Annotated in this window: 17 protein-coding genes and 1 pseudogene; 9 read left to right on the top strand and 9 right to left on the bottom strand. The window is 72.4% G+C overall.

The window, feature by feature from the left end:
- Nucleotides 1–334: 334 nt before the first annotated feature.
- Entirely contained in the window at nt 335–1,213 is an 879-nt protein-coding gene (locus Q5694_RS26115) for a hypothetical protein (protein ID WP_333935804.1), read from the bottom strand.
- Between the two features lie 137 nt (nt 1,214–1,350).
- Between Q5694_RS26115 and Q5694_RS26110 the strand changes: the two genes are divergently transcribed.
- From Q5694_RS26110 to Q5694_RS26085, 6 genes are all read left to right on the top strand, one after another.
- Nucleotides 1,351–2,517: a CapA family protein gene (locus Q5694_RS26110; RefSeq protein WP_443040942.1), complete on the top strand. Its 1,167-nt coding sequence runs from the start codon at nt 1,351–1,353 to the stop codon at nt 2,515–2,517.
- 209 nt (nt 2,518–2,726) lie between these two features.
- Nucleotides 2,727–4,994: a HAMP domain-containing protein gene (locus Q5694_RS26105; protein ID WP_333935847.1), complete on the top strand. Its 2,268-nt coding sequence runs from the start codon at nt 2,727–2,729 to the stop codon at nt 4,992–4,994.
- Nucleotides 4,995–5,000: 6 nt separating this feature from the next.
- The gene (gene pgsB, locus Q5694_RS26100) at nt 5,001–6,959 is read left to right on the top strand and encodes a poly-gamma-glutamate synthase PgsB (protein WP_333935803.1); all 1,959 of its coding nucleotides are present in this window, start codon (nt 5,001–5,003) and stop codon (nt 6,957–6,959) included.
- A 72-nt stretch (nt 6,960–7,031) separates the two neighbouring features.
- Nucleotides 7,032–7,514, top strand: a complete 483-nt coding sequence (locus tag Q5694_RS26095) for a poly-gamma-glutamate biosynthesis protein PgsC/CapC (protein WP_333935802.1) — start codon at nt 7,032–7,034, stop codon at nt 7,512–7,514.
- Nucleotides 7,515–7,531: 17 nt separating this feature from the next.
- Nucleotides 7,532–8,608 carry a C40 family peptidase gene (locus Q5694_RS26090; RefSeq protein WP_333935801.1) on the top strand — a complete coding sequence of 359 codons (1,077 nt, stop codon included), beginning with the start codon at nt 7,532–7,534 and terminating at the stop codon, nt 8,606–8,608.
- 325 nt (nt 8,609–8,933) lie between these two features.
- Entirely contained in the window at nt 8,934–10,304 is a 1,371-nt protein-coding gene (locus tag Q5694_RS26085; RefSeq protein ID WP_333935846.1) for a DEAD/DEAH box helicase, read from the top strand.
- 62 nt (nt 10,305–10,366) lie between these two features.
- On the opposite strand, the gene Q5694_RS26080 is transcribed toward Q5694_RS26085, so the two are convergent.
- From Q5694_RS26080 to Q5694_RS26070, 3 genes are all read right to left on the bottom strand, one after another.
- On the bottom strand, nt 10,367–10,858 hold the full coding sequence (locus Q5694_RS26080) for a GNAT family N-acetyltransferase (RefSeq protein WP_333935800.1): 492 nt from the start codon (nt 10,856–10,858) through the stop codon (nt 10,367–10,369).
- Nucleotides 10,859–10,980: 122 nt separating this feature from the next.
- Nucleotides 10,981–12,762 (bottom strand): ThuA domain-containing protein, encoded by a 1,782-nt coding sequence (locus tag Q5694_RS26075; RefSeq protein WP_333935799.1) that lies wholly within the window; start codon nt 12,760–12,762, stop codon nt 10,981–10,983.
- Nucleotides 12,763–12,779: 17 nt separating this feature from the next.
- Entirely contained in the window at nt 12,780–15,572 is a 2,793-nt protein-coding gene (locus Q5694_RS26070; protein ID WP_333935845.1) for a PQQ-dependent sugar dehydrogenase, read from the bottom strand.
- 477 nt (nt 15,573–16,049) lie between these two features.
- Between Q5694_RS26070 and Q5694_RS26065 the strand changes: the two are divergent.
- Together Q5694_RS26065 and Q5694_RS26060 are read left to right on the top strand one after the other, a co-directional pair.
- Nucleotides 16,050–16,316: pseudogene (locus tag Q5694_RS26065) on the top strand (S8 family serine peptidase); the annotation flags it as partial.
- A 275-nt stretch (nt 16,317–16,591) separates the two neighbouring features.
- Nucleotides 16,592–18,235: a TlrC/CarA/OleB/SrmB family ABC-F type ribosomal protection protein gene (locus tag Q5694_RS26060; protein ID WP_333935798.1), complete on the top strand. Its 1,644-nt coding sequence runs from the start codon at nt 16,592–16,594 to the stop codon at nt 18,233–18,235.
- Between the two features lie 39 nt (nt 18,236–18,274).
- On the opposite strand, the gene Q5694_RS26055 is transcribed toward Q5694_RS26060, so the two are convergent.
- The 4 genes from Q5694_RS26055 to Q5694_RS26040 all read right to left on the bottom strand — a co-directional run bounded on the left by Q5694_RS26055 (nt 18,275) and on the right by Q5694_RS26040 (nt 22,343).
- Nucleotides 18,275–19,252 carry an SDR family oxidoreductase gene (locus tag Q5694_RS26055; RefSeq protein ID WP_333935797.1) on the bottom strand — a complete coding sequence of 326 codons (978 nt, stop codon included), beginning with the start codon at nt 19,250–19,252 and terminating at the stop codon, nt 18,275–18,277.
- Between the two features lie 475 nt (nt 19,253–19,727).
- On the bottom strand, nt 19,728–20,483 hold the full coding sequence (locus Q5694_RS26050) for a TIGR03943 family putative permease subunit (RefSeq protein WP_333935796.1): 756 nt from the start codon (nt 20,481–20,483) through the stop codon (nt 19,728–19,730).
- The gene (locus Q5694_RS26045) at nt 20,480–21,442 is read right to left on the bottom strand and encodes a permease (protein ID WP_333935794.1); all 963 of its coding nucleotides are present in this window, start codon (nt 21,440–21,442) and stop codon (nt 20,480–20,482) included. Before Q5694_RS26045 ends, Q5694_RS26050 begins: the two co-directional genes overlap by 4 nt.
- Before the next feature lie 196 nt (nt 21,443–21,638).
- Nucleotides 21,639–22,343, bottom strand: coding sequence for a S1 family peptidase (locus Q5694_RS26040; RefSeq protein WP_443040941.1), 705 nt, complete (start codon nt 22,341–22,343; stop codon nt 21,639–21,641).
- 496 nt (nt 22,344–22,839) lie between these two features.
- Between Q5694_RS26040 and Q5694_RS26035 the strand changes: the two genes are divergently transcribed.
- Nucleotides 22,840–24,372 (top strand): FAD-dependent monooxygenase, encoded by a 1,533-nt coding sequence (locus Q5694_RS26035; RefSeq protein WP_333935792.1) that lies wholly within the window; start codon nt 22,840–22,842, stop codon nt 24,370–24,372.
- A 341-nt stretch (nt 24,373–24,713) separates the two neighbouring features.
- Here Q5694_RS26035 and Q5694_RS26030 read toward each other — a convergent pair whose 3' ends face one another.
- Nucleotides 24,714–25,382, bottom strand: coding sequence for a ScbR family autoregulator-binding transcription factor (locus Q5694_RS26030; RefSeq protein ID WP_333935791.1), 669 nt, complete (start codon nt 25,380–25,382; stop codon nt 24,714–24,716).
- Between the last annotated feature and the right edge of the window lie 51 nt (nt 25,383–25,433).

Genomic DNA, 25,433 nt, shown 5'->3' with positions numbered 1-25,433 from the left:
GGGGCAGCCGACCACGCCCCGGGTTGCCGCCCCCTCCGCGCCGGCGCCGGCCGGCCGGAGGACCGCCGTGCGGGTCCTCGACGGTCTCCGGCCTCCCTGTGGCCGACGGCGTCCATGGCTTCCCGGACGGCGTCCACGGCTTCCCGGACGGGAGGGTCCCATCGGTGCGGGGCCGGCCCCGGGCGATGTGCGAGTCGCCGTTCCAGGTGACGCGCCGACGGTGGACAGAGCGCGGCAAGCGCTGCCCTGCGCGGTCGACAGAGGCGCCCGGGTCGGCCCCGTGCCGCCTGGATCAGGGGAGAAGCGGTCTCGCGGCACTGTCCGTCGCCCGGCCTCAGCGCTGCGACCACGTCCGGAGCAGGTCGGCGAGCGCCTCGGCCGTCTCGTGGGCGTCCGGGCCGTCGTCGCGGGCGTCGGGGGAGAGTTCCACGTGCAGGAAGGGGGCGTGGCGGCGTTCGGCCGAGCGGCCCTGGACGTTCCGCGTGCCCTCCAGCGGGCAGCGCGCCGACCAGCCCCGGCAGACGCGCAGACCCTGCGACTCCAGCCGGTCCGCCAGGGCCGAGGCCTCGTCGGACGCCGTCTGGGCCGCGCCACCGGAGACGATCGCCTCGTACGGGCGGTCGGACGTCTGCGTGAAGCCGTGCAACTGGAGGCCCGGCACCCCGCGCTTCTGCAGCTCCTCGACGACCGTGTGGAAGGCGCTGTCCTCGCTGTGTGCGACATCCGCCTCGCCCGCGTCCCCGGCCCGGCGGTGCGCACCGGCCAGGACCAGCGCGCCGGACGGGTTCTCCTCCAGCAGCCGGACGCCCAGCTCCTCGGTGGCCCGGTCGGAGACCGGGTGCGGCACCTGCACGTTCCAGCGCAGCGCGGAATCGGCGGTCAGGTACAGGCGGCCCCAGTCGACGGCATCGGCGTCGGACCGGGTGGCGGCGATCTCGTCGTAGCGGCGCCCGGAATCGGTGTCGGTGAGGCGGGTGACGCCCAGGCCGAGGGGGGCGAGCAGGCGTTGAGCCGCCGCCGCGTCGCCGTCCAGCAGCCGTCCCACCCCCTGCGCCAGCCGCTCGCGCTCGTCGCCACCGGGTGGTGTGTAGGCGGCATCGGCTTCGAAGCCGGCGGTGTAGTCCAGGATGCGGCTCCGCAGATCGACGAGTTCCCGCGCCCGCGGAGCCGTAGGTTCCGCACCGTCGGGGGACGTGGGGTCGCAGGCGGCCATCGCCAGGATCAAAACCGTTGGGGCGAAAATGCGAGCGAAACGTGATGCTCTCGTGATGGTAGAGATCGATTGAGGTGTGTGTGACGTGTGAGTATGTCGCGGTGACATTCCGTAAGTCTCTCCGTATAGGTCGCTCGGTGGCGATTCTGGGTGCTTTGGCGGGCCTCGTGGCCTCCTGCACCTCCGAGCCGTCCGGGGCCAGGGCGAAGCCGGGCGGCCGCTCGTTCACCGTCGCCGCGGCGGGCGATGTGCTCATCCACCCCGAGCTGGTCGAACAGGCGGCCGAGGACGCCGAGAAGACCGGCAAGGGACAGGCGGGGCTGGACTTCGGACCGCTGATGGCCGGGGTGAAGCCGGTCGTCAGCAAGGCCGATCTGGCCATCTGTCACATGGAGACGCCGGTCGGCACTCCCAAGGGCCCCTTCGAGGGGTACCCCGAGTTCCTCGTTCCGCCGCAGATCCTCACGACCCTCAAGGACGTGGGGTACGACACCTGCTCGACGGCCTCCAATCACACCTACGACCACGGCCTCAAAGCCGTGAAGCGCACTCTGGACGCGATGGACGACGTGGGTCTGGGTCACACCGGGTCGGCGCGCACGCCCGAGGAAGCGAAGCAGATCAACATCCGCGACGTCAACGGCGTCAAGGTCGCCCACCTCGCCTTCTCGTGGGAGTCCTTCCTCAACCCCACGCCGGAGAAGGAACGCTGGGCCTTCAACCGGCTGAGCACCGACGCCATCGAGAAGGCCGAGACCCGGGCCCGCCACAAGGGCGCCGAGGTCGTGATCCTGACCGTGCACTGGGGCCTGGAGCACTACAACGAGCCGAGCGTGCCGCAGCTGGAGCTGGCCGAGCGGATCACCAAGGAGACCGGCGTCGACCTGGTCATCGGCCACCACTCCCACGTGGTGCAGCCCATCCAGAAGGTCAACGGCACCTGGATCGCCTACAGCCTCGGCAACCAGGTGGCCCGGCACTCCTCGCCGACCGGCCTGACCGAAGAGGGCGCGATCGGCTGGTTCGAGTTCGAGGAGACGGCCGACGGCTGGAACGTCCGAGCCCGCTACCGGACCACGCTGGTCGACATCCCGCCGGAGCTGGAGGCGGGGGAGAAGGCGCCCGCGGGCGCGGTCGCCGACCACCGGGTGGTGGACGTGCAGGAGGCGCTGGACGACCCGGGCGACCTGTCCGAGGAGAGGCTCGCCCGCTACCGGCTGGCCGCCGACCGCACCCGCGGTTTCCTCTACAACCGGGGCGCCCCCGGCGGCGACGGCCTCGAGCGGCTCTCCCTGGGGACGTGACGAGCGACACAGGCAGTTGTCGCGCGAGGAGCCCAACCCTCGCGCGTGTCGAAGGTCATTTATAGCGACGGCGTATCGTCCCCGCGTCAGCGGTGGTTCCCGCGAGCGCCCGAGCGATGAAGAGGCGAAGGAAACCACCGGTGAGTTCAACCCAAGGCGCGCCGCGCTCCGGACGGGGCGGCCGGCGGCGCTTGCGCAGGCGCGCGGACATGCCGCTGCTGGGCGGCGTGCGTCCGCCCATCGCGCTGCTGTGCCTGCTGATCGTCGCCCTGGCCGGGCTGACCGCGAAGGTGCTCGGCCCGGCCGGCGAGCCCGCCGTGCCCAAGGCGGTGCTGGGCTCCCAGCAGCACTTCGCGGAGGACGGCGCGATCGCCCTGCGCGCGTCGATCGACGAGCGGGTCACGGACCTGAACCGCACCGCGGCCGTGCTGAACGACGGCGAAGCCGCGGACCCCGAGCGTGTGCTGTCGGACCTGAGCCGCACGTACCAGAAGTGGACCGGCACCACCGTGCTGGACCTGGAGAGCGGCAAGGTCCTGGCCGCCAGAGGCGAAACGATCCCTCTGGGCTGGCTGGACAAGGAGGTCCTCACCGGCGAGCACGCCCTGACCCCGCGCATGGTGCGGCTGGAGACCGGCGACGTACGGCTGATGACCATGGCGCTCCTGGACCGCGAGGACGGCCCGCAGCAGTTGCTGATCGCCTCCAACAGCCTGTCCGTGCCGGCCGTCACCCTCGGCCCGTTCCGCTCGATGGCGGTCGTGGCCCGCGGCGGTGAAGTCCTCGCCACGGAGGGCTTCGAGCAGGCGGAGGCCCTCAACTCGGACGCCGAGCGCAACGAACTGACCTTCCTTCAGAAGCAGATGAGCCGGCTGTCGGAACAGGCGGCAGCCAAGACCGAGCAGCACCCGGTCAGCGCCCGCGAGCCCGGCTCCCGCGGCTACCCGGGCGTCAGCGGCACCCTGCTCGGCGACTCCTACAACGGGCGTGTCGCGACCGCCGGTTACGCCTCCCTCGCCTCCGCCGACCCCGAGCAGCGCCGCAGCGTCGGCGCGGGCCTCGGGCTCACCGTCGTGGCCATGCTGCCCGTCGTGCAGGAACAGGCCGTCGGTCAGGAACGGGAACTGTACGGGCTGGTCGCGGCCGGCGTTCTCGTGGTCGTCGGTCTGCTGGCCGCCGCCCTGCTCTGGCGGGCCGTGCAGCGGCCCCTGCTGGCGCTCTTCCTGGAGTCCCGCCGCCTGGCCCGCGGCGACCTGACCCGGCCCGTCGCCGTGCCCCGCTGGGGCGAGGCCGCCCGGGTCGGCGCTGCCCTGGAACGGCTGCGCGGACAGCTGTCCGGCAGTGGCGCCGAGCCCGCCGCCGGCGGCGAGGGCCGCCGTGGCCGGTTCGGACTGCGGGTGTCGCTGGCCGTGACGGCCGTCCTGCTGCTGCTGTGGTGCGTGCCGGTGGGCCTGCTGCTCAACCGCACGGACGCCTCGGTGAGTGTGCCCACCACCATGGTCAACGACCAGCGCGATCGCACCGACCTCGTCGCCGACCGCGTCCGCCGTGCGCTGAACGAGGCGCAGGCCGACCTCGCCTCCATGACCCGGTTCATCGACCCGGACGACCCCGACGCCACCGCGGACGTGCTCGGCGACGCCCTGCGCAAGCACACGCGCTACGGCTCCCTGTACGTCGTCGACCGGGGCGGCGACGTCGTCGCGCACGCCGGAGCGGAACCGCACGGCGGCTGGGACGAGGACGCCGGGGAGAGGAAGGACGAGGACGCCCCGCTCGTCCGCGTCACGGGCGAGGGCGGCAAGAAGCCCGTCGTCCGGGCCGGAGCACCCGTACCGGAGCACAAGGGCATGACGCTCGTCGGCGAGGTCCGGGTCGAGTTCCTGAACTCGCTGCTCGCCCGACCCGGCCTCGGCGAGGTGCGGGTGGTCGACGGCCAGGCGAGGACCATCGCCGCCAGCGACGGCTTCCTCGCCTTCGAGGACCTGCCGCGCGACTCGCTCACCGACCTCGTGCGGGCCGGGGGCGTCCGGGTCGGTGCCGGTCCCGTGGAGAACGGACTGCTCATCCGCGAGGGACGCTCGGTCACCGTCGCGGCCGCCGCGCCCTTCTCCGGCGGCGGCGTGGCCGCCGACATCGGCTGGACCGTCGTCAGCTGGCAGAACGCCAAGCACTTCGAGATCACCCCGTACGAGCGCGAGGACCGCAGCGTGCTGGCCGGGATGCTCGGGCTCGCCCTGATCGTGGTCTGCCTGGGCTGGATCCACCTCGTCGTCGTCCGTCCCCTGCGCGCCCTGGCCGGCAGCGCCGAGAAACTGGCCGACGGCGACCTCAAGACCGTGCTCTACCCCCGCTATCACGACGAGGTGGGGGCCGTCGTCCGCAGCCTCGAACTGGTCCGCCAGCAGTTGCAGGCCCGCAGGCAGAACCAGGCCCGCCGCAGTGCCGAGCCCCGGCTCGGCGCCCGAGGAAGGTGACCGGCTGTGCTCTACCTCTACTTCGTCCTGCTCATCGGCGGGATCTGCCTGTTCGTCGCGGGCGTCGTCGAGCAGCGCCGGCACTACGCCGCCCTGCACACGATCCCCTCGCGGGTCCTGGTCAACGGCATCCGCGGCAAGTCCTCCATCACCCGGCTGTGCGCCGGCGCCCTGCGCGGCGGTGACCTCGTCACCGTGGCCAAGACGACGGGCACCGCTGCGCGCTTCATCCACCCGGACGCCACGGAGGAGCCGGTCTACCGCAAGTTCGGCATCGCCAACGTCGTCGAGCAGATCGGCATCGTCCGCCGGGCCGCCACCTACCGGCCCGACGCGCTCGTCATCGAGTGCATGGCCGTCATGCCCGCGCTCCAGGAGGTCAACCAGAGCAAGCTGATCCGCTCCACGATCGGCGTGCTGTGCAACGTCCGTGAGGACCACCTCGCCGAGATGGGACCCACCCTGGACGACGTCGCGCGCTCGCTGTGCCGGTCCATGCCGGAGGACGGCATCTGCGTCACGGCGGAGAAGGAGCGCTTCCACATCCTCCAGGAGGAGGCGGACGCCCGGAACTGCCAGTTGATCTACGCCGACCCGGAGACGGTCACCGACGAGGAACTGCGCGGCTTCAGCTGGTTCACCTTCAAGGAGAACGTGGCGATCGCCCTGGTCGTCGCCGACCTGCTGGGCGTCGAGCGCAAGGTCGCGCTCCAGGGCATGTACGACGCCCCGCCGGACCCGGGTGTGCTGTCGGTGGAGCGGTACGTCGCGCCCGACGGCAAGCGGCTCGCCTTCGCCAACGTGTTCGCGGCCAACGACCCCGAGTCGACGCTGATGAACATCAACCAGCTGCTCGACCTCGGCGCGATCCGCCGCCCCCTGAACGTCGTCGTCAACTGCCGCCCCGACCGGGTGGAGCGCAACGGGCAGATGGGCGAGATCATCCCCGACCTCCGGCCGGACAACGTCTTCGTCATCGGCCACCCGGCCAAGAGCGCCATCGACGCCATCCCCGCCGACTGGCGCGACCGCGCGGTCGACCTCGGCGGCGAGCGGCGCTCGGCGGACGAGTTCATGCCGACCCTGCTCGGCCGGATGTCCGACGGGTCCTCCCTGGTCGCCATCGGCAACATCCACGGGCAGGGCGAAGAGCTGCTGGAGTACCTGGCCGAACTCCCCGCGGACGAGAGCGCGGTGGAGGAGACCCCGGACGCGGTCGCCAGCGCCCCCCAGCAGGCGCAGCGCCTGGACCCGTACGCCTCGTACCCCACCGCGTACGAGGAGCGCTACCAGGCGTCGCAGACCCAGGAGATCCCGGTGATCCGCATCCCCGCGCAGCCGACGCCGTCGTACGGCTACCCGGCAGGGGAGTACGCCGGGGCGGCGGGACAGCACGGCGGCTCGGCGCAGGCGTATGCCGGGACGACCGGGCAGCAGGACCACGCGGCGCCCGCGTACGACGCCTCGTCGGGGCAGTACGGCGACGGGCGGGGTGGACCGAGCGGGGCGTACGGCACCACGCGCGGCCACGGCCCGGCGGCGTCGTACGCCCCGGAACAGGACTTCGGCCACGGCCTGCACCCCACCCCGCAGCAGCCTCACGGCGCCGGCGCGTCCCACGGCACGGGCGGAGGTGCCCACCCGGACCAGGGCCGGTCCCACGACCGAGGCGAGTCCCGTGCTCCGGCTCAGTCCTACGGGCGCGGCGCGGACCCCGCCGACGGCGGCCGGGAGCCGGCCCGGGGCGCGCAGGGCCCCGGCTGGTTCCGCGCGCCGGCCCGGCGCGGTCGCGAGGCCGACGGAACCGGCTGGCCGGGCCACGGCCCGCACCAGCCCGGCGGCCCGGCGTACGACCCCGCCGAACAGTCCTACGGCACGGGCCGGGAACCGCACCCCGACGCACACCACCACCGGGCGCCGCGCCCGCAGGACGACGACGGCGGGGGACGCCGGCCGCGCGCCTGACCCGCGGGTACGGCGGCCCCGCACGCCGCCCGCCCGCCCACGACCACCGCACCCCTTCGTCCGGAGACCCCGTTGACCACCGCCGCCCTGACCCCCGAGATGGCCGCCCTGGGCATCGCCATAGGCTTGTTCTTCTCGCTGCTGTGCTACCTCACGACCAACCTGTCGCCCGGCGGCATGATCACTCCCGGCTGGCTGGCGCTCACCCTCATCGAGGACCTCCAGCGCGCGGCGATGGTCGTGGGTGTCACCGCGCTGACCTACGGCGGCACCAAGATCATGCAGCGGCTGGTGATCCTGTACGGCAAGCGGCTGTTCGCCGCAGTGGTGCTGCTGGGCGTGCTGTTGCAGGCCACCGTCATGATCCTGCTCTCGCTGGAGTTCCCGCTGCTGTACGGCAACCAGACGCTCGGCTTCATCGTGCCCGGCCTGATCGCCTACCAGATGGTGCGCCAGCCCAAGGGGGCCACGCTGCTGGCCACCGGCGCCGTGTCCCTCATGGCCTACATCGTCGTCGCCGCCGGCCTGCTGCTCGGCGTCATGCCGACCGTCTGAGAACCGAGGAGCAAACGATGGCAGGGAAGAAGAAGTCGCGGCCCGTCCTCACCGGCGCGGTGCTGCTGGCGCTCGTCGGTACCTCCGGCTACCTCACGCTGGAACTGCGCAAGCAGGACGAGCAGGGCGTGACCGAGGTGCGCAACGTCGGTGTCCTGGAGGGCGGCCGCAGCACCGGCGCCGCCGAGGAGACCGGCAGGGCGACCTGGTCCCGGCTGGAGAATCCGGCGCGGTCGGTGCTGCGCGGCTCCGACGGCCAGATCGAGGCCGTCTTCACCGACGGCGCGCGCACGGCGACGCTGGCCGGCCCGGCCCGCACCTTCCAGGAGCCGGCCTCCACCGCGTCCAAGGTCAGCACGACGGACTGGGTGCGGCTGATGCCGGAGCCCTGGGCCAAGGGCGCCGAGGAGAAGAAGTGGTTCAAGGACTGGTACGCCGAGTACAAGGACAGCAAGGAGGACGACATCTTCGCCTTCGCCTTCCAGTACGTGGCGGGCGCACCGGAGAAGAAGGACGAGCGGGGCACCGTCTACGCCGGTGACGCCAACTTCGGTCCGCTGAACGCCGACGGGGCCGAGGGCGGCGACCTGCGGCTGGAGCAGTCCGACTTCTACGACTACCTCCAGGTGCCCTACCCCTTCCGCGACGGGGTCGTCGGACAGCCGGAGGCCGTGCGGGCCAAGTCCATCGACTGCTCCGGCTTCATCCGCATGGTGCTGGGCTACCGCGCCCGCTACCCCCTGATGTCCTCCGACACCTCAGGCAACGGCCTGCCCCGTACCGCCAACGGGATGGCCCGCTCCGAGCAGGGCGTCGACATCCTGCCGCTCACCGGCATCTCCGCCAAGGACCGGCCCGCCGCGATCGACCAGCTCCAGCCGGGCGACCTGGTCTTCTTCAAGCTGGACACCCGCACCGGCGAGCGCCTGGACCACGTCGGCATGGTCCTCGGCCACGACACCGAAGGCCACCTGATCTTCGTGTCGAGCCGCGAGGAGGTCAACGGGCCCACCATCGGCGACGTCGGCGGGGTGTCCCGGCTCGACGGCAACGGCTACTACGCCAAGACCCTGCGCAGCGCCAAGCGGCTGTGAGCCGGACCGGAGCCCACGCCCCGGACGCGCCCCGCACCGGGGCGGCGGTACCTGCTGCCGGACGGCACCGGGAGCGGCACGAGCAGGGAGGGCGATGCCGCCGAGGTCGCCGGAGCGGGGTCACGAGACCGGCTGCGGACGGGCCGGACTTCTTGCCGTGCTACCGTCGGCTGTTTGCCGCGCCGCCGTCCGGAGTTCCGCTCGGGCCCCCGGCCGGTGACCACCATCCCCGCCGCGCCTTCCCGGGTACGGTCCCCCCGAAGGAAGGTTCCCTGTGCGCGATTCGGCACGCAGCGCCGCCCGGCCGCAGGACGGCGAGTCCCCTCTGCCCGGCGCCGCCGTCACGTCTGCCGCGGTGACGTCGTTCACCGGGCTCGGCCTCCCCGCGACGATCCTGCGGGCGCTCGACGAGCAGGGCGTGACGGTGCCCTACCCCATCCAGGCTGCGGCACTGCCCGATGCGCTCGCGGGACGGGACGTCCTGGGCAGGGGACGCACGGGATCCGGCAAGACGCTCGCCTTCGGTCTCGCCCTGCTGGCCCGCACGGCCGGGCGGCGCGCGCAGCCCAAGGAGCCGCTGGCGCTCGTCCTGGTACCCACCAGGGAACTGGCGCAGCAGGTCGGCCAGGCGCTCACTCCGTACGCCGAGGCGCTGCGGCTGCGGCTCGCCACCGTGGTGGGGGGAGTTTCCATCGGACGGCAGGCCGCCGCGCTGCGGGAGGGCGCCGAGATCGTCGTCGCCACGCCCGGCCGGCTGCACGACCTCGTCGAGCGCAAGGGCTGCCGACTGGGGCGCGTGCGCATCGTGGTCCTGGACGAGGCCGACCAGATGTGCGACCTGGGCTTCCTGCCGCAGGTCGGCGAGATCCTGGACCAGGTGCGCTCCGACGGGCAGACCATGATGTTCTCCGCCACCCTCGACCGGGACGTCGACGAACTGGTGCGGCGCCGTCTGCGCGACCCCGCCGTGCACGCGGTGGACCCCTCGTCCGGCTCGGTGGCCACGATCGAGCACCACCTCTTCGTCGTGCACGGGCCCGACAGGTACGCCGTGGCCACGGAGATCGCCGCCCGGGACGGCCGTGTCCTGCTGTTCCTGGACACCAGGCACGGCGCCGACCAGCTGACGCGGCACCTGCGGGCCAGCGGCGTCGCCGCGGCCGCCCTGCACAGCGGAAAGTCCCAGCCGCAGCGCACCCGGACCCTGGCCCGGTTCAAGGAGGGCCAGGTCACCTCGCTGGTGGCGACGAACGTCGCGGCACGCGGCCTGCACATCGACGACCTCGATCTCGTCGTCAACGTCGACCCGGCCACCGACGCGAAGGACTATCTGCACCGCGCCGGTCGCACGGCGCGAGCCGGCCGCTCCGGCACCGTCGTGACGCTCGTCCTGCCGGGACAGCGCCGGGAGGCCGGTCAGGTCATGACGGACGCGGGCGTGACCCCCGAGGTCACGAAGGTGCGCTCCGGCGAGGCGGAGCTGAGCCGGATCACGGGCGCCAGGACCCCCTCCGGGCGGCCTCTCGACGGCGGGCCGGCCGCACCGCGCGCCAAGAACCACCATGTCCCGTTCCGCGGCCTGGGCAGTGCCAAGGACGCGAAGAGCGGCTCCGGCGGCAGGCCGTCCCGCAAGAGCAGCGAGGCCCGCAAGCTCGCGGAGGCCCGCAAGGCGGCCCGGGTGCGCCGCACCGGCTGAGCCGGGGCGCCGGCACTGCCGCCCGAAGGAGTCCCCCCGCCCTCGACGCCTCCGGTAGGCGGTCAGCGGATCAGGAACTGCAACTCCGGCCGGTCCCAGGGCACCGCGGGAGGGTTCGCGCCGACGGTTCCGGTGCGTTGTGCCCCGCTTCTGAGGTAGAAGCCCTCCGCCGGAGGATGGGACACCACCCGCACGCGGTCCAGCCCAGCCGCACGCGCCTGTGACGTCATGTGCTCCACGAGCAGCCGGCCGATGCCTCGACCCTGTGCCCCGTTGTCGACGAAGAGCAGATCCAGCTCGGGCGGCAGCATGACCAGCGAGTAGAAACCCAGTACCCGGCCGGTCGCGTCATCGGCGTCGACGGCCACGAACACCTGGTGCGTTTCGATGTAGTCGGCCCCCACGCGATAGTCCGCGACCATCGCCGCGTACCGGCCCTCGTAGGCGTGCGAGCCGCGCACGAGCCGGGTGAGCCGCTTGGCGTCGCGGGCGACGGCCCGACGGACGACGGGCGCGCCGTGCCTGGAGGTAAGAGCCGAGTTCACGATGGGCATCTTACGAGGGTTCGGCACCCCCGGGTTCCGGCGCCTGGACGGACGTGCGCGGTGGCCGGGGGCCGCGCCCCCGGCCACCGCACACGGTGCCGTGCGTCACGCAGTGGGCACGGCCCGCGCCGTCAGGGCAGGGTCCACTTCTGGTTGGGGCCGGTGTGGCAGGTCCACAGGTGGACGGGTGTGCCGTCGTTCCAGGTGCCGCCGGATGCGTCGAGGCATTTGCCGGACTGCGGGTTGCGGAGGGTGCCGTCGGTGTGCGGGGTCCACTTCTGGGCGCCGGTGCCGTTGCAGGTCCACAGCTGGATCTTGGTGCCGTCGGCGGTGGCGGCGCCGGAGACGTCCAGGCACTTGCCGAGGGCGCGCAGGGTGCCGTCGGTGGGCAGCGTCCACTTCTGGGCGGTGCTGGCGTTGCAGGTCCACAACTGCACCTTGGTGCCGTCGGCGGTCTGGGCGTTGTCCACGTCCAGGCACTTGCCGCCCACGCCCCGCACCTCGCCCGTGCGGGGGCCGGGCTGGGTGCCGCCGCCCTGCTTGATGCGGATGTTGCGGAACGACGCCGAGTCCCCGTCACCGTGGTTCTGCAGGCCGATGTGACCTTGCTGGAGACTGCGCGCGGGATCGGTGTTGGTGAAGTCGTTGATCTTGCGGCCGTTGAGGAAGATCTCCAGCCGCTCCCCGGTCACCCGCAGTTCGTAGGTGTTCCACTCGCCGGGCGGGTTGAGTGCCGCGTCGCGTGCCGGCAGGTCGGCGGACTTGAATCCGTAGACCGCTCCGGTGGTGCGCGCTGCCTCGTCGGTGGCGTCGATCTGGATCTCGTAGCCGTTGTCCACCGCCGACCACGGGTCGTCCGAGGCGGGGAAGCCGATGAAGACGCCGGAGTTGTCGTCGCCGTCGACGCGCCAGTCGAGTTTCAGCGAGTAGTCCCCGGTGACCTCCTTGGCGGAGTGCCACAGCATGCCGAGCCCGCCGTGCGAGGTGAGGGTGCCGTCGGCGAGCGTGAAGCCGCCGGGTCCCGCCTGCTTCCAGCCCGCGGTGCCCGAACCGTCGAACAAGGGCGTGTAACCGGTCTCGGGACGGCAGTCGGCCTCGGTCATCCCGGCGGCCCATCGGATGCCGCCGAGCAGATGGCGGCGGAACGCGGGCTCGCCGTAGGACTCGTCGGTGTGGCCGCCGCCCGTGTAGAAGGCGCGGCCGCCCTGGTAGTCCTTGCACCAGGCGATCGGGTGGTCGCCCGCCATGGTGCCGCCGGAATAGCTGGACTCGTCGAGCGAGGCGAGCACGTGGGCGGTGGTCCGCGGGTTGGTGCGGTAGTTGTACCACTCGTCGGTGCGTTGCCAGGTGCCGCCGAGGTGGGCGGTGGCGTCGTGCGCCCGGTCCTCGACCTCGACGGTGGCGGACTGGACGGCGGGGTGGGAGTGGAAGAGCGCGCCGGCCAGCCCTTCGTAGAAGGGCCAGTCGTACTCGGTGTCGGCCGCGGCGTGGATGCCGACGTATCCGCCACCGCCCTTGACGTAGCTCTCGAACGCGCTCTGCTGGGTGCCGTTGAGGACGTCGCCCGTGGTCGACAGGAAGGCGACCGCCTTGTACTGGGCGAGGTTGCCGGTGGTGAAGGCCCCGGCGTCCTCGGTGGCGTCGACGGTGAAGTTGTTGGCCGCACCGAGGGCCCGCAGCGCCGCGATGCCGTCGTCGATGGAGGAGTGCCGGAAGCCCGCCGTCTTGGAGAACACCAGGACCTTGTACGCCGGGTCGGCGGCCACCGACCCGGCCGCCGGGCGCGTGGCCGCCGCGGGCCGGGCGGTGACGCCGGGGCCGCCGGCGGGATCCGGCAGGGCGACGGACTGGGACGTCAGGCACAGCGCGGCGCCGGTGAAGAGACCGAGGAGCGGCTTGATGCGAGGGCGCATGGGGGGTCGCCTCCTTTCTACGGAAGGGTCCACTTCTGGTTGGGGCCGGTGTGGCAGGTCCACAGGTGGACGGGTGTGCCGTCGTTCCAGGTGCCGCCGGATGCGTCGAGGCATTTGCCGGACTGCGGGTTGCGGAGGGTGCCGTCGGTGTGCGGGGTCCACTTCTGGGCGCCGGTGCCGTTGCAGGTCCACAGCTGGATCTTGGTGCCGTCGGCGGTGGCGGCGCCGGAGACGTCCAGGCACTTGCCGAGGGCGCGCAGGGTGCCGTCGGTGGGCAGCGTCCACTTCTGGGCGGTGCTGGCGTTGCAGGTCCACAACTGCACCTTGGTGCCGTCGGCGGTCTGGGCGTTGTCCACGTCCAGGCACTTGCCGCCCACGCCCCGCACCTCGCCGGAGCGTTCGGAGCCGGCTGTGGTGAAGGCGAAGTCGTCCACGTCGAACAGCGAACCGCTGCCGCCCTTGAAGACCAGGTGGAGCGTGGTGGATCCGGCGGGCTGGTTGCTCAGTGCCGCCGTCACGTCCTGGAACGTCTCCCATCCGCCGGTCACCGGCACGGTCGCCGTGCCGAGCAGGGTGCCGGCCGGGGACCCCGCGCGGACCTCGATGGTGCCGCCGGAGCCGGCCGAGGAGACACGGGCGGTGAACCGCGTGGCGCCGGCGAGGACGTAGGGCTTGAAGGAGATCCAGTCGCCGTTGTCGATGTGACCGACCGTCCTGCCGCCGTGCGCCGGGGTGTGGCTGACCACCTGGACGCCCGAGGAGTCGCCGTAGTGCTCCGCCTGCCGGTGGCTGGGCTGTGTGACGTGCTGGTCGTGCGTGGTCAGCGCCGGCTGGCCGTTCGCGCCCTTGTCCGTGTACTCGGCGTCGATGACGCCGAAGATGTTGGCGTTGGGATCGTGTTCACCGTCCGCGAGGGTGTGCAGGGTGCCCGAGCAGCCGGTCGCCGAGGTCTGCGGGTGCCCGTGGCTGTCGTGACCGACGATGAACGTCACCTTGACCTTGGTGCAGTCGATCGTGCCGTCCTCGGGATCGGTGACCGTCACCTTGAACGGGATCGCGGCGCCGAAGTCGTGGATGCTTCCGTCGGCGGGAAGGTCCAGCCTCACGGTCGGGGCCGTGTTGCCCACCGTGATCTGCACCGAGGCGGTCGCGGACTTGCCGGTGGTGTCCGTCACTTTCAACGTGGCCGTGTACTGGCCGTTCGCGGCGTACGTGTGGGTGGGGTCGGCCGCGGTGGAGGTGGCGCCGTCACCGAAGGTCCATGCGTGGCTCAGGGCGTCACCGTCGGCGTCGGAACTGCCGGCGGAGGAGAACGACACCGTCAGCGGGGCCTTGCCCGAAGTCACGTCGGCCTTGGCCTGGGCCACCGGGGCGTGTCCGTCCGTGACGTGCTCGATGCGGTAGAGGGCGGAGTTCGCGTCACCGTTGAAGTAGCCGGTGCCGTAATCGAGGACGTACAGGGCGCCGTCCGGTCCGAAGGCCATGTCCATCACCTGGGTGCCGCTCCAGGGGAAGCTGTTGATGGACTGCACGGTGCCGTCGCCGCCGGCCTCGATGCGTTTGATCCAGCGGCGGCCGAACTCGCCGGCGAAGAAGTCGCCGTCGTACTCCTGGGGGAACTTGACCTGGGAGGTGGAGGCGGCGTCGTAGCGGTAGACGGGACCGCCCATGGGCGACTCGGAGCCGTTGCCGAACTCCGGTACGGAGCCGCCGTCGTAGGGGATCCAGGCGGGTTGGGCGGGCGGCAGGTCGGTGAGCCCGGTGTTGCGCGGCGAGGTGTTCTTCGGCGCGGCGCAGTCGAACCTGGCACCCGCGGTGCCGCCCGCGAAGTCGTGGTCGACATAGGCGTCGTTCCTGCCGGTGCAGTACGGCCAGCCGTAGTTGCCCGCCTTGGTGATGCGGTTGAACTCGACCTGTCCGGCCGGGCCGCGGGAGGCACTGGCGGTACCGGAATCGGGCCCGTAGTCACCGAGGTGGACGACGCCGGTGGCCTTGTCGACGCTCATCCGGAAGGGGTTGCGGAATCCCATCGCGTAGATCTCCGGCCGCGTTCTGGCCGTGCCCGGCGGGAAGAGGTTGCCCGACGGGACGGTGTAGGACCCGTCGGCGTTGACCTTGATGCGCAGCACCTTGCCCCGCAGGTCGTTGGTGTTGCCCGACGAACGCTGCGCGTCGTAGGCCGGGTTGCGCGAAGCGCGCTCGTCGATCGGGGTGAAGCCGTCGGAGGCGAAGGGATTGGTGTCGTCGCCCGTCGACAGGTAGAGGTTGCCCTGCGCGTCGAAGTCGATGTCCCCGCCGACATGGCAGCAGATGCCCCGGGACGCGGGGACGTCGAGGATCTTCCTCTCGCTCGCCAGGTCGAGGGTTCCGGCGCTGCCGAGGACGAACCGCGACAGCCGGTTGACGCCGTCGAAGGGGGCGAAGTCCGCCGCCGACCCGTCGGAGGGGGCGTCTCCGCCCGGAGTGCTCAGCTTGGGGGCGTAGTAGAGGTAGACGAACCGGTTCGACGCGAAGCCCGGGTCCACCGCGACGCCCTGCAGGCCCTCCTCGTCGTGGCTGTACACCTCCAGCTTGCCGGCCACCTTGGTGGTGCCGGCCGCGTCCGTGAGCCGGAGGGTCCCGTCCCTGGAGGTGTGCAGGACCGAGCGGTCCGGGAGAACGGCGAGCGTCATCGGCTCACCCGTCTCGGCCACGCCCTTGGCGAGTGTGACCTGCTGGAACTCCTCAGCCGCAGCGCGGGGGGCCGCCTCGGGACCTCCTGGGGCGGCCACCGCCGTCCCGGGGACCAGGCAGCCGACGGCACAGGCCATGGCCGTCACGAGCGAACGGACGAGTCCGGGTCTGACCACTTTCAAGCGCACAGAAGTCTCCCGATGGGGTGGGGTGACGGCAGCCCGGTGTCAGGACTGCCGTGGGAGCACAGGCGCGCGCCGTCGCGCCGTCGAGCCATTGCATGTGCATGACCGGTCGCAAGGAAGTTAGCGGCCCCGCCACGAAGGCGTAACCCCTTTCGCATCCGCTCTCGCCACTTTTTCCATGATCAGGACAAAGTGGATCGAGCCGGCGGGCGGGTCGACGCGGCGGCTTCCCGCGAGTCGAGCGGCGGTCACCAGCGCCGAGGCTGCGGAACAGGGCCGACGGAGGGGATGTGACGGCCGATCGCAAGTCCCGTGCCCGGCTCGCCTGCTGTGCCGACGCGCAGTCGGCCGCGAGTCCGGCTGCCGCCCGGACAGCAGGGGGGACCGAACCGGGGCGCCGGGACCCGGCGCTGCGATGCGTGCGCCGTAAGCGGGTTCGGCTCGGTGGTGGACATCTACGCCCCCGGCTCGGACATCACCTCCGCGTGGAACGACAGCGACGAAGGCGCCAGGACGATCTCGGGCACGTCCATGGCCACCCCGCACGTCGTCGGCGCCGCGGCCGTCCGCCTCGGCGGTCAGCAGGACGCGACGCCGGACCGGGTCGCCAAGGCCCTGACCGACGGCGCCGTTCCCGACAGGATCTCCAACCCCTCGCAGGGGACCGCCAACAAGCTGCTCGAGATCGTCGAGTAGCCATGGCCGGCCGGCGCCCGCCGCACTGCCCCGGCCGGGGCGCGGCGGGCGCCGTCCGTTGCCCGGGACCCGGTGTCCACCGAAGACATTGCAAGCCGAGACGTATCGTCTTGCGGTGTGATCCGGCATGGCGTACCGTCGTGCGCATGGGTTCCCTGTGAGATCGCCGGCGCCGACCGCGTAGAGCACCGCTCCGCGTCGCAGCGCTCCGCCGTGCAGCCATCCACCCCGATCCGGCCCCGGCCGAACGCCGTGCGGCCAGGAGGGACCTCACCGTGCACACCTCACAGCTCACCCTCAGCCACGTCACCAAGCGCTACCCCGGCCGTACCGTCCTCGACCAGGTCTCCTTCACGCTGAAGCCCGGCGAGAAGGCCGGGCTGATCGGGGACAACGGCGCCGGCAAGTCCACACTCCTCCGGCTGATCGCCGGTCAGGAGCACCCGGACAGCGGCGAGGTGACCGTGAACGCCTCCGGTGGCATCGGTCATCTGCCGCAGACCGTTCCGCTGCCCCCCGCCGCCACCGTCCAGGACGCCGTGGACCTGGCCCTGGCCGACCTGCGCGCCCTGGAAGCGCAGGTGCATCAGGCGGAACGGGCCCTCGAGCACGGCGAGGACCCGGAGATCATGGCCGCGTACGCCGCCCTCCTCGCGCGCTTCGAGGCACGGGGCGGCTACGACGCCGACCACCGTGTGGACATCGCACTGCACCACCTCGGCCTGCCCACGCTGTCCCGCGAGCGGCGACTCGGCACGCTCTCCGGCGGCGAACGCTCCCGTCTGGCCCTGGCGGGCGTCCTGGCCGGCCGCCCGGAACTGCTGCTGCTCGACGAACCGACGAACGACCTGGACGATCAGGCCGTGGAGTGGCTGGAGGCGCAGCTGCGGGCGCACCGGGGCACCGTGCTCGCGGTCACCCACGACCGCGTCTTCCTGGAGCGTCTGACGACCACCGTCCTGGAGGCCGAGGCGGGAAAGGTCACCCGCTACGGTGACGGCTACGCCGGCTACCGCACGGCCAAGGCGGCCGAGCGCCGCCGCAGGCTGCAGGAGTACGAGGAGTGGCGCGCGGAGGTGGACCGCAACGAACGGCTGGCCGCCGGTCACGCTGCCCGCCTCGGCGCCATCCCGCGCAAGGCGCCCCTGGCGAACTTCGGGCACGGCGGATTCCGGGCCCGCGGCCGGGCACACGGCGCGATGGCCCGCATCCGCAACGCCCGTGAGCGTCTCGAACGGCTGACCGCGAACCCGGTGCCCCCGCCGCCGGATCCGCTCGCCTTCACGGCGCGTGTCCAGACGGCGGAGCCCGTCGACCGGGACACCGGGACCGCTGCCGCGGAACCGCCCGCAGTCCGGCTGTCGGACGTACGAGTGGGGGACCGCCTGCACCTGGGCGCCGTCACCCTCGGCCGAGGGGACCGGCTCCTGGTCACCGGCCCCAACGGAGCCGGCAAGACGACGCTGCTGAAACTGCTCGCCGGTGAGCTGCGGCCGGACGAGGGCTCGGTGCAGGTGAGGGGCCGGGTGGGTCATCTGCGGCAGGACGAGACGCCGTGGCCGCCGGACCTGACGGTGGCCGGGGCCTTCGGGCTGGGCCGCGTCGGATCGGCCGGCGAGCACGCCGACGCCTTGCTGTCCCTCGGCCTCTTCCGCCCGTCGGAGCTGGGCCTGCGCATGGGAGAGCTGTCGTACGGGCAGCGCCGCCGCGTGGACCTGGCCCGACTCGTCTCGGAGCCCGCCGATCTCCTGCTGCTCGACGAACCGACGAACCACTTGTCGCCGGCCCTGGTCGAGGAACTGGAGGAGGCGCTGGCCGGCTTCGCCGGGGCGATCGTGCTGGTCACCCATGATCGCGCACTGCGGACCCGGTTCCGGGGGGAACGTCTGGAACTGCCGGAGGCCGCCCTGGCGCAGTGATCCCGCCCCGGCCGGGACGTGCGACGACGGACCGGCCGGTCAAGGTCGCCCGAGCGGGGAAGGCCCCTCGGGCGGGGCCGGAGGCTCGGGACGGGAGGAGTGCGCAGTGGCCTGGTAGGCGTCGAAGTCGGCCCGGCCGCCCGCGCCCAGGACGCCGGTCTGCCCGGCGAGCCGACTGGGGGGCTGCCGGCGCAGTTCCTGGCGGGCGAGGCGGGAGACGAGTGCCGGGAAGGCGGGGCGCAACGGCTGGCACCAGCGCAGCCACGGGGGCGCGTAGATGTGCCGTGCCCGCCGCTCGATGCCGGAGGTCAGCCAGCGGGAGACCTCGGCGGTGCTGTGCACCTTGCGTGCGAAGCGCGGCTGGTTGCGGCGCAGGGCCTGCAGGACCGGGTGATCGTCGATGCCCGTGATCATGTCGGTGCCGGTCCAGTGCAGGTAGGCGATGCCGACACGAACCCCGTCCGGCTCCACCTCGCCCCGCAGGGCCAGCGCGAACGACTCCACCCCGGCCTTGGAGGCGCAGTAGGCGCTCATCAGCGGGGAGGAGCCGAAGGCGGCGGTGGAGGCGATCTGCAGGAAGTAGCCGCGGGTGTCGGAGAGGTGAGGCAGGAAGGCGCGGGCGGTGTTGGCCGCGCCGATGAGGTTGACGTCGATGACCCGCTGCCACAGGTCGGCCGGCGTGTGCACGAAGGGCCCGCCGGTGGCGATCCCCGCGTTGGCCACGACGACGCTCGCCGGCCCGAGACGGTCGTTGATCTCACGGGCGGCGTGATCGAGCGCGTCCCGGTCGGTGACGTCGGTCTCGACGCACAGGCTCCGGCCGGGCAGGGCGTCGGCGACCTGGCGGAGGGATGCCTCCTCACGCCCTGTCAGCGCGACCAGCATGCCGGCATCCGACAAACGCCGTGCGAGGGCCGCGCCCACGCCGCGGGCGGCTCCGGTCACGACGGCGACCCGCCCCGCCAAGGGCGAGCCGGTCGCCCCTTCGCACCGTCCCGACCCGGGCACCTCACTCATAGGTCCTCGTTCCCGTCACCGCGCCGCCCCGCCGACGGCGCTCCCACACCCCTTCGGTGATACCCGCCGATACGGATGCGTTCGAGATCTCTGGCCCATTCGGCGCCCCCTGGCGGGACCACGTCCCTCAGCCGGAGGCGACCGAGCAGGTCGTGCCGGCCCCGCCCGCACGCGGGTCGTCACCCGACGCGATCCCCGGCTGCTCCCGTGCACGGTGCTGCCCCGTCGGGGCACCAGCACGGCGTCGGCCCGTCGCATGCGGGAGGTCTCGTGCACAAGCGGGGCCCACACGTACCGCCGGCGCTGGAGACGGACAGTCAGGAGAACCCCATGTCGTACGGCCGGTTCCTGGCCAAGGGGCCGGCGAGGGCACTCCCCCCTTCCGGATCGTCGCTGTCGCCCTGGCCGCCGTCGCCGCAGTGGCGTTCCTCGTCAGTGGGGTCCGCAAGAAGCAGCACCCGTCAGCAGGCCTGTGTCACCTGGTGGTCGGCAGCGGGAGGGCGTCGGTGTAGGCGTTGACCGGGCGGGGGACTTTCCGGACGCTGTGGGCGTCCAGCGCGACCGGGGCGGATCTCGTGCCCAGAGTCCCCCCGGGATGCCACGTGCCCGTGACCGACACCCACGTGTCGGCGGGCAGCTCCGCGGCCCCGTGGATCCGCACCTTGACGGTCTGGGCGTCCGCGGCGCAGCAGTTCAGCACGAGCCGGGTCAGGTACCAGTCACCGCCTCCTCCGGCAGGCGTGACGAACCCGGTCATGAGGACACTGCGTCCCTTGATGCCCAGGTCCCGGTCCTGCTGTACGCGGCTGGTGAACTCGGTGAGGGTGAGGGGGACCGGCGAGGTCGCGGGGAGGGGGTCGAAATCGTTCCGCTCCTTCACCGGCCGCGGGGCTTCACGGGCGGCGGTGTACGCGCCGAGGGCCGGAGGGGCGTAGAGGAGCAGGCTCAGGGCCGGCAGGAGCAGCAGCCAGGCGACGCGGGGCATGCCGGAGTGGTCGTGACCGTCGACGTCCCCGGGTCCGTGGTCCTCGCCGGGCTCGTCATGCCCGCCCGGCCGCCGGTACGACATCGCCTCCGCCACCCCCAGCAGGAGGAGGAGGAAACCGGAGGCGATCAGGAACGGCCGCATCCCCTCCTTGACGTATCTGAGGTAGAGGTCGGAGAGGAGCGAGGCGTGCACCAGGCCGAGGCCGCTCAGGACCAGCAGGGACACCTGGAAGAGTCGTCTCACAGGACCACGGCTCCGATCAGGACGCTGCACAGGATCGCCACCACCGTGGTGGCGGCGCAGAAGCGGACGGCGAAGGCCCGGCCGAAGGTGCCCGCCTGCAGCGCGAAGAGCTTCAGGTCGACCATGGGGCCGACCACCATGAACGTGAGGCGGGCGACGGGTGAGAAGCCGGTGAGCGAGGCCGCGACGAACGCGTCGGCCTCGGAGCACACCGAGAGCAGGACCGCGAGCCCGGCCAGGAAGAGCACCGACAGCCACGCAGAACCGGAGAACGCCTCCAGCACCGAACGCGGAACGGTCACGTTGAAGGTGGCCGCAGCCATGGCCCCGAGGACCAGGAAGCCGCCGGCGTGCAGGAAGTCGTGCTGGAAGCCGCGCCGGAACTCCGTCCAGCGGCTGTGCCCCGGCCGGTGCCCGGTGTGCCGCACGGTGGGGCGCAGCCATTTCTCCCGGCCGAACCGGAGCCACAGCCAGCCCATCACGGCGGCGGTCGCCAGCGAGGCGAGCAGCCGGGCCAGCACCATGGCGGGGTTCCCGGGGAAGGCGATGGCCGTGGCGGTCAGGACCACCGGGTTGACGGCGGGAGCGGACAGCAGGAACGCGAAGGCGGCGGCCGGGGTGACGCCACGGCCGATCAGACTGTTCGCGACCGGCACCGAGGCGCATTCGCACCCGGGCAGGACGACACCGGCGCCCGCGGCCACCGGAACGGCCAGCGCGGGCCGCTTCGGCAGCAGGCGGCTGAACACCCGTGCCGGCACGAACGCGTTGATGGCACCGGACAGGGCCGTGCCCAGCAGCAGGAACGGCATCGCCTGCACGGTGATGGCCAGGGCCACGGTCCGCCACGCCTGCACGGCGGGTGCATCAAGCCGGCCACCGCCCACGAAGAGCACCACGTTGAGCAGGACGATTGCTCCGAGCAGCAGGAGCAGCCCTGACCACAGCCGCTCCTCCAAGGCCCTGACCTCAGCTGCCTCGGTGGCCGTTGTGGCCTCCTGGGTATTTCCCTCTGTTCTGTGCACGCCGGCCCTGGGTTGTCGGATGTCGAAAGTGGGCTCGAATATAGCGGGCACGTGTTCCGGCACGGGAAAGGGTCCCGCACCACGACGTGGTGCGGGACCCCCGATGGTGCGGACGGGCGGGTGCCAGGGATCAGACGCCCGCGACCGACTGGATCCAGGAGCGGTACGCCGTCACGTTGGTGTAGGCCGTGGTCGTCTGGCGGTCGCTGGTGGAGGCCACGCCGACCTGGACGCCGTTCGCCATCATCGGTCCGCCCGAGTCGCCGCCGGCGGTGATGCCGTCACCCCGGCGGGCGCAGATGGCGGAGCCGCCGTAGGCGTCGGAGCATCCGCCGGTGACCGTGACGTTGGCGACCTTCAGGTAGCGCGACTGGCAGGTCGCCTCGGAGCCGCACTGGGACGTGGCACCCCAGCCGTAGACCTGAACGCTCTGGCCCACGCGGACGGTGCCGGGCTGGCCGAGGCGTGCGTAGGTCGCCGACACGGAGCGGTCGAGGCGCACGAGCGCCAGGTCCGAGCTGTGGGTGTAGGTCTGGACACCGTTGGCGAGGGTGCCTCCACTGTGCTGGTCCAGACTGCCGATGCGGAACGACAGTCCGCCGCCGGTCACGCAGTGCTTGGCGGTGAGGATCCACGTCGGGGCGATGATCGTCGCCGAACACGTCTCGCGGCCGTTGGAGAACAGCCGCGCGGCCCAGGGACCGCTGCTGGCGTACGAGCCACCGATGATGGGCTGGGGAGCCTTGGTGACAGGAGGCACGGGAGCCTCCGCCGCGGCGGCGTTGGGGGAGAGGAGTGCGAGGACGCTGACCGCTGCTGCGGCGAGAGCGGGCATGAGCCTTGATATGCGCAAGGTTCCTCGATTCGGGAGACACGCCGGATGGGCGTGTGCGTGTGGGGGTCGCCGGCCCCACCCCGGGGGCCGTTCCATGGTGAACTCGCCCTCATGAGGCGCCGGTTCACCATGAACACGCCCAGAATCAGGGAGGAATGTTGAACAGCGGTAGCAACACTTGGTGATAAGGCGGTGTTATGCCCACGCTCACCTGCGCATCGCGGCTCGGCGGCTCTGCGGGGATGTGCGATGCGTGCGGGACCGCCGCGGCCGGATCTCCGGTGGCCGTCGGGTGGGCACCGCATATGCCGGAGGTCCGGTCCGTCGTGCATCGGTGCGTAGTTCGGCGGTCCGTAGGCGTTACACAGAACCGGCCGACCGGTATATTTCACGATGCTCGTGCGACTGAGCGGGATCGACGTTTCCCTTGTGGGCCGGGGCCCGGGATGGTCGCTTCGCGTGTTCGAGTTCCGTCGACGACAGGGGGAGATCGGAAATGGCGGACTGCATACAGGCGCAGGTGGTGATCGCCGGCGGCGGGCCGGTGGGGATGGTGCTGGCGTGTGAGCTGGCGGGTTACGGGGTGTCCACCGTGGTCGTGGAGGCCGCCGCCGCGGTGTCGGGTCGGCCCAGGGCGACCACGTTGCACGCCCGCACGGTCCAGTGCCTCGTCCGGCGCGGGTACCTGGGCGGGCTGTCGCACGGCGGGGACGGGGCGGCGCAGGCGACCAGTGTGTTCCACTTCGCCGGAATCGCGGGGCTGGGCATCTCGGCACCGGCGGCCGAGCCGGAACCCGTACTGAAACGGACGCAGCAGGAGCTCGAGCACCACTTCGAGGAGCGTGCCCGGGCCGCCGGGGCACTCGTCCTGCGCGGCCACCGGGTGACCGGGCTGCGGCAGGGACCGGACGGGGTGCGCGTGACGGCCGACGGCCCGGACGGCGCGGTGACCTGTACGGCGCAGTACCTGGTGGGGGCGGACGGGGCCCGCAGCATCGTGCGCGAGCAGGCCGGGTTCGCCTGCAGGACGTATCCGGCGACGGTGTCCGCGCTGGCCGGGGACGTCGTGCTGGAGGAGCCCGGGCAGTTGGAGGAGGGGTGGCGGCGTACCCGGCGCGGCTGGATCGTCGCCAAGCACCTCCCCGGTGGCGGTACCCGGCTGCGGACCCTGGATTGCGCGGGTGCCCACGGTGAGCGTCATCTGCCGCCGACGTTGCAGGAGTTGCGTGGCGAGGTGGCCCGGATCGTCGCGCGGGACGTACCGATGCGGGCGCCGAGGTGGCTGAGCAGGTTCAGCGATTTCGCGCGGCTGGCCCGGTCCTACCGCAAAGGGCGGATCCTGCTGGCCGGTGACGCGGCCCACGTGCACTTCCCGATCGGCGGGCAGGGGCTCAGCACGGGTCTGCTGGACGCCGTCGACCTCGGCTGGAAGCTGGCGCTGACGGTGCGCGGCAGGGCGGGGGACGGGCTGCTGGACAGCTACGACCGGGAACGCAGACCCGCTGCGCAGCGCGTCATCGACCACACGCGGGCCCAGCTGGCCTTGATGCGTCCCGCCGCCGAACTCGACCCGCTGCGCGCTCTGTTCGGCGAGCTGCTGGGTGGGCAGGGGGCAGGCGCCCTGGCGTCGATGGTCAGTGCCCAGGACACGGTGCTGCCCGCCCGGGCCGTGGATGCCTCACCGTGGGAAGGAAGGTTTTTGCACAACGTGGGCCTGAGTACCCGGCACGGGCGGACGGACGTGATCGACCTACTGGTGCCGGGCCGGCCGCTGTTGCTGCTCCTGGGCACGGCCGGTGACACCTACGCGGGGCAGGCGCGCGGATGGGCCGGAATGCTGCGTGTGGTCCATGCCGAGCCCGCTCCGGGGCTGCCCTGTGAGGCACTGCTGGTGCGGCCCGACGGCTATATCGCCTGGGCGGCGGGCGGTGGTGCGCTGCGGGCCGCCCTCACCGCGTACTTCGGTCTGGGCAGGGGGGCGGCGGGGCGGGAGGCCGGGGCCGGTGTGCTCGCTCCGGCCTTCGGCTGACGGGCGCCGCCCGGTGCCGGGCGCGGCCCTTTCGCCCGGTCGGCGGGGGACGACGGGCGGATGCGCCGCCGCGAGTCCGACGCCCGCTCCTCGCGGGACGGGATCGAGGTGGTGCGTCGCAGGCCGTCCCGGCCGGCACGTCGGTCCGGCCGGGGAAACGGCCGACTGCGGGGGAGGGGACGGTGGGCCGGCCCCGACCCGCGGGTGACGGGCGCCGGCTCGTGCCCGACGGCTGCATCGCCCGTCCGCCGGTGGCGGACGGTGCTGCGCCGCACGGCGCCCCGGCCGCGTGTGCTCGCGCGGGAGCGGCGGGCCGGGGGCCGGTGCGCGGCCCCCGGCCTTCAGCCGACGGGTGCGGTCTCGGGCCGGGCGGCGCGGGCCAGCAGCTCGGCGTGGACCCGGGCGCCGCGATCCTCGGTGATGTCCACGGAGGCCAGGACGGAGGGGATCACCGCGCTGGGCAGGATGTGCCGCAGCAGGGAGCTGACCCGGCCGGGCAGGTCCTGGTACTCGCACACCGCCTGGGACATGGCCTGTATGCCGGCGAAGGACCCCACCAGGACGTCGGCGGTCTCGGCGGGGGTGACGTGGTCCAGCAGCTCGCCCTGGGCCTGGGCCTTCTCCAGCAGCTCGTTGCCGACCTCGCTCCAGCGCACGAAGGGGCCGCTGCGATCGAGACCCTGGGCCTGCTGGTCGAGGGTGAGACGGACCCCGGCGCGCACCATGGGATCGGTCTGGAGACGGTGCGCGTGCAGCACCACCGTGTCCACGAGCTGCTGGACCTTGAAGGGGCGGTCGGGGACGGGCAGGTTCTGGTCCTGCTCGGTCAGCACCCCTTCGGCCAGGTGCTCCTTGGAGGGGAAGTGGAAGTACAGCGCCCCCTTCGTGACCCCCGCCACGGTGATGATCTCGCTGATCGTCGCCGCCTGGTAACCGCGTTCCTCGAAGACCTTCGCCGCCGCCGACAGGATGGTCTGCCGCGTCCGGATCGCCCGGTCCTGCTTCGCCACTTCGGCCTCCTCCATTCGATGAGCCCGGAGACCCCAAAGAAAAAACCGTCC

This window comes from Streptomyces sp. AHA2 (assembly GCF_036857595.1).
GTDB lineage: Bacteria > Actinomycetota > Actinomycetes > Streptomycetales > Streptomycetaceae > Streptomyces.
This window is presented reverse-complemented; position numbering and strand designations above follow the sequence as displayed.

Excerpts from the sequence above, each read along its gene's own strand:
- Q5694_RS26115 (WP_333935804.1), bottom strand. The coding sequence starts at position 1,213 with ATGGCCGCCTGCGACCCCACGTCCCCCGACGGTGCGGAACCTACGGCT.
- Q5694_RS26105 (WP_333935847.1), top strand. The coding sequence starts at position 2,727 with ATGCCGCTGCTGGGCGGCGTGCGTCCGCCCATCGCGCTGCTGTGCCTG.
- Q5694_RS26090 (WP_333935801.1), top strand. The coding sequence starts at position 7,532 with ATGGCAGGGAAGAAGAAGTCGCGGCCCGTCCTCACCGGCGCGGTGCTG.
- Q5694_RS26080 (WP_333935800.1), bottom strand. The coding sequence starts at position 10,858 with ATGCCCATCGTGAACTCGGCTCTTACCTCCAGGCACGGCGCGCCCGTC.
- Q5694_RS26075 (WP_333935799.1), bottom strand. The coding sequence starts at position 12,762 with ATGCGCCCTCGCATCAAGCCGCTCCTCGGTCTCTTCACCGGCGCCGCG.
- Q5694_RS26070 (WP_333935845.1), bottom strand. The coding sequence starts at position 15,572 with ATGGCCTGTGCCGTCGGCTGCCTGGTCCCCGGGACGGCGGTGGCCGCC.
- Q5694_RS26055 (WP_333935797.1), bottom strand. The coding sequence starts at position 19,252 with ATGAGTGAGGTGCCCGGGTCGGGACGGTGCGAAGGGGCGACCGGCTCG.
- Q5694_RS26040 (WP_443040941.1), bottom strand. The coding sequence starts at position 22,343 with ATGCCCGCTCTCGCCGCAGCAGCGGTCAGCGTCCTCGCACTCCTCTCC.
- Q5694_RS26035 (WP_333935792.1), top strand. The coding sequence starts at position 22,840 with ATGGCGGACTGCATACAGGCGCAGGTGGTGATCGCCGGCGGCGGGCCG.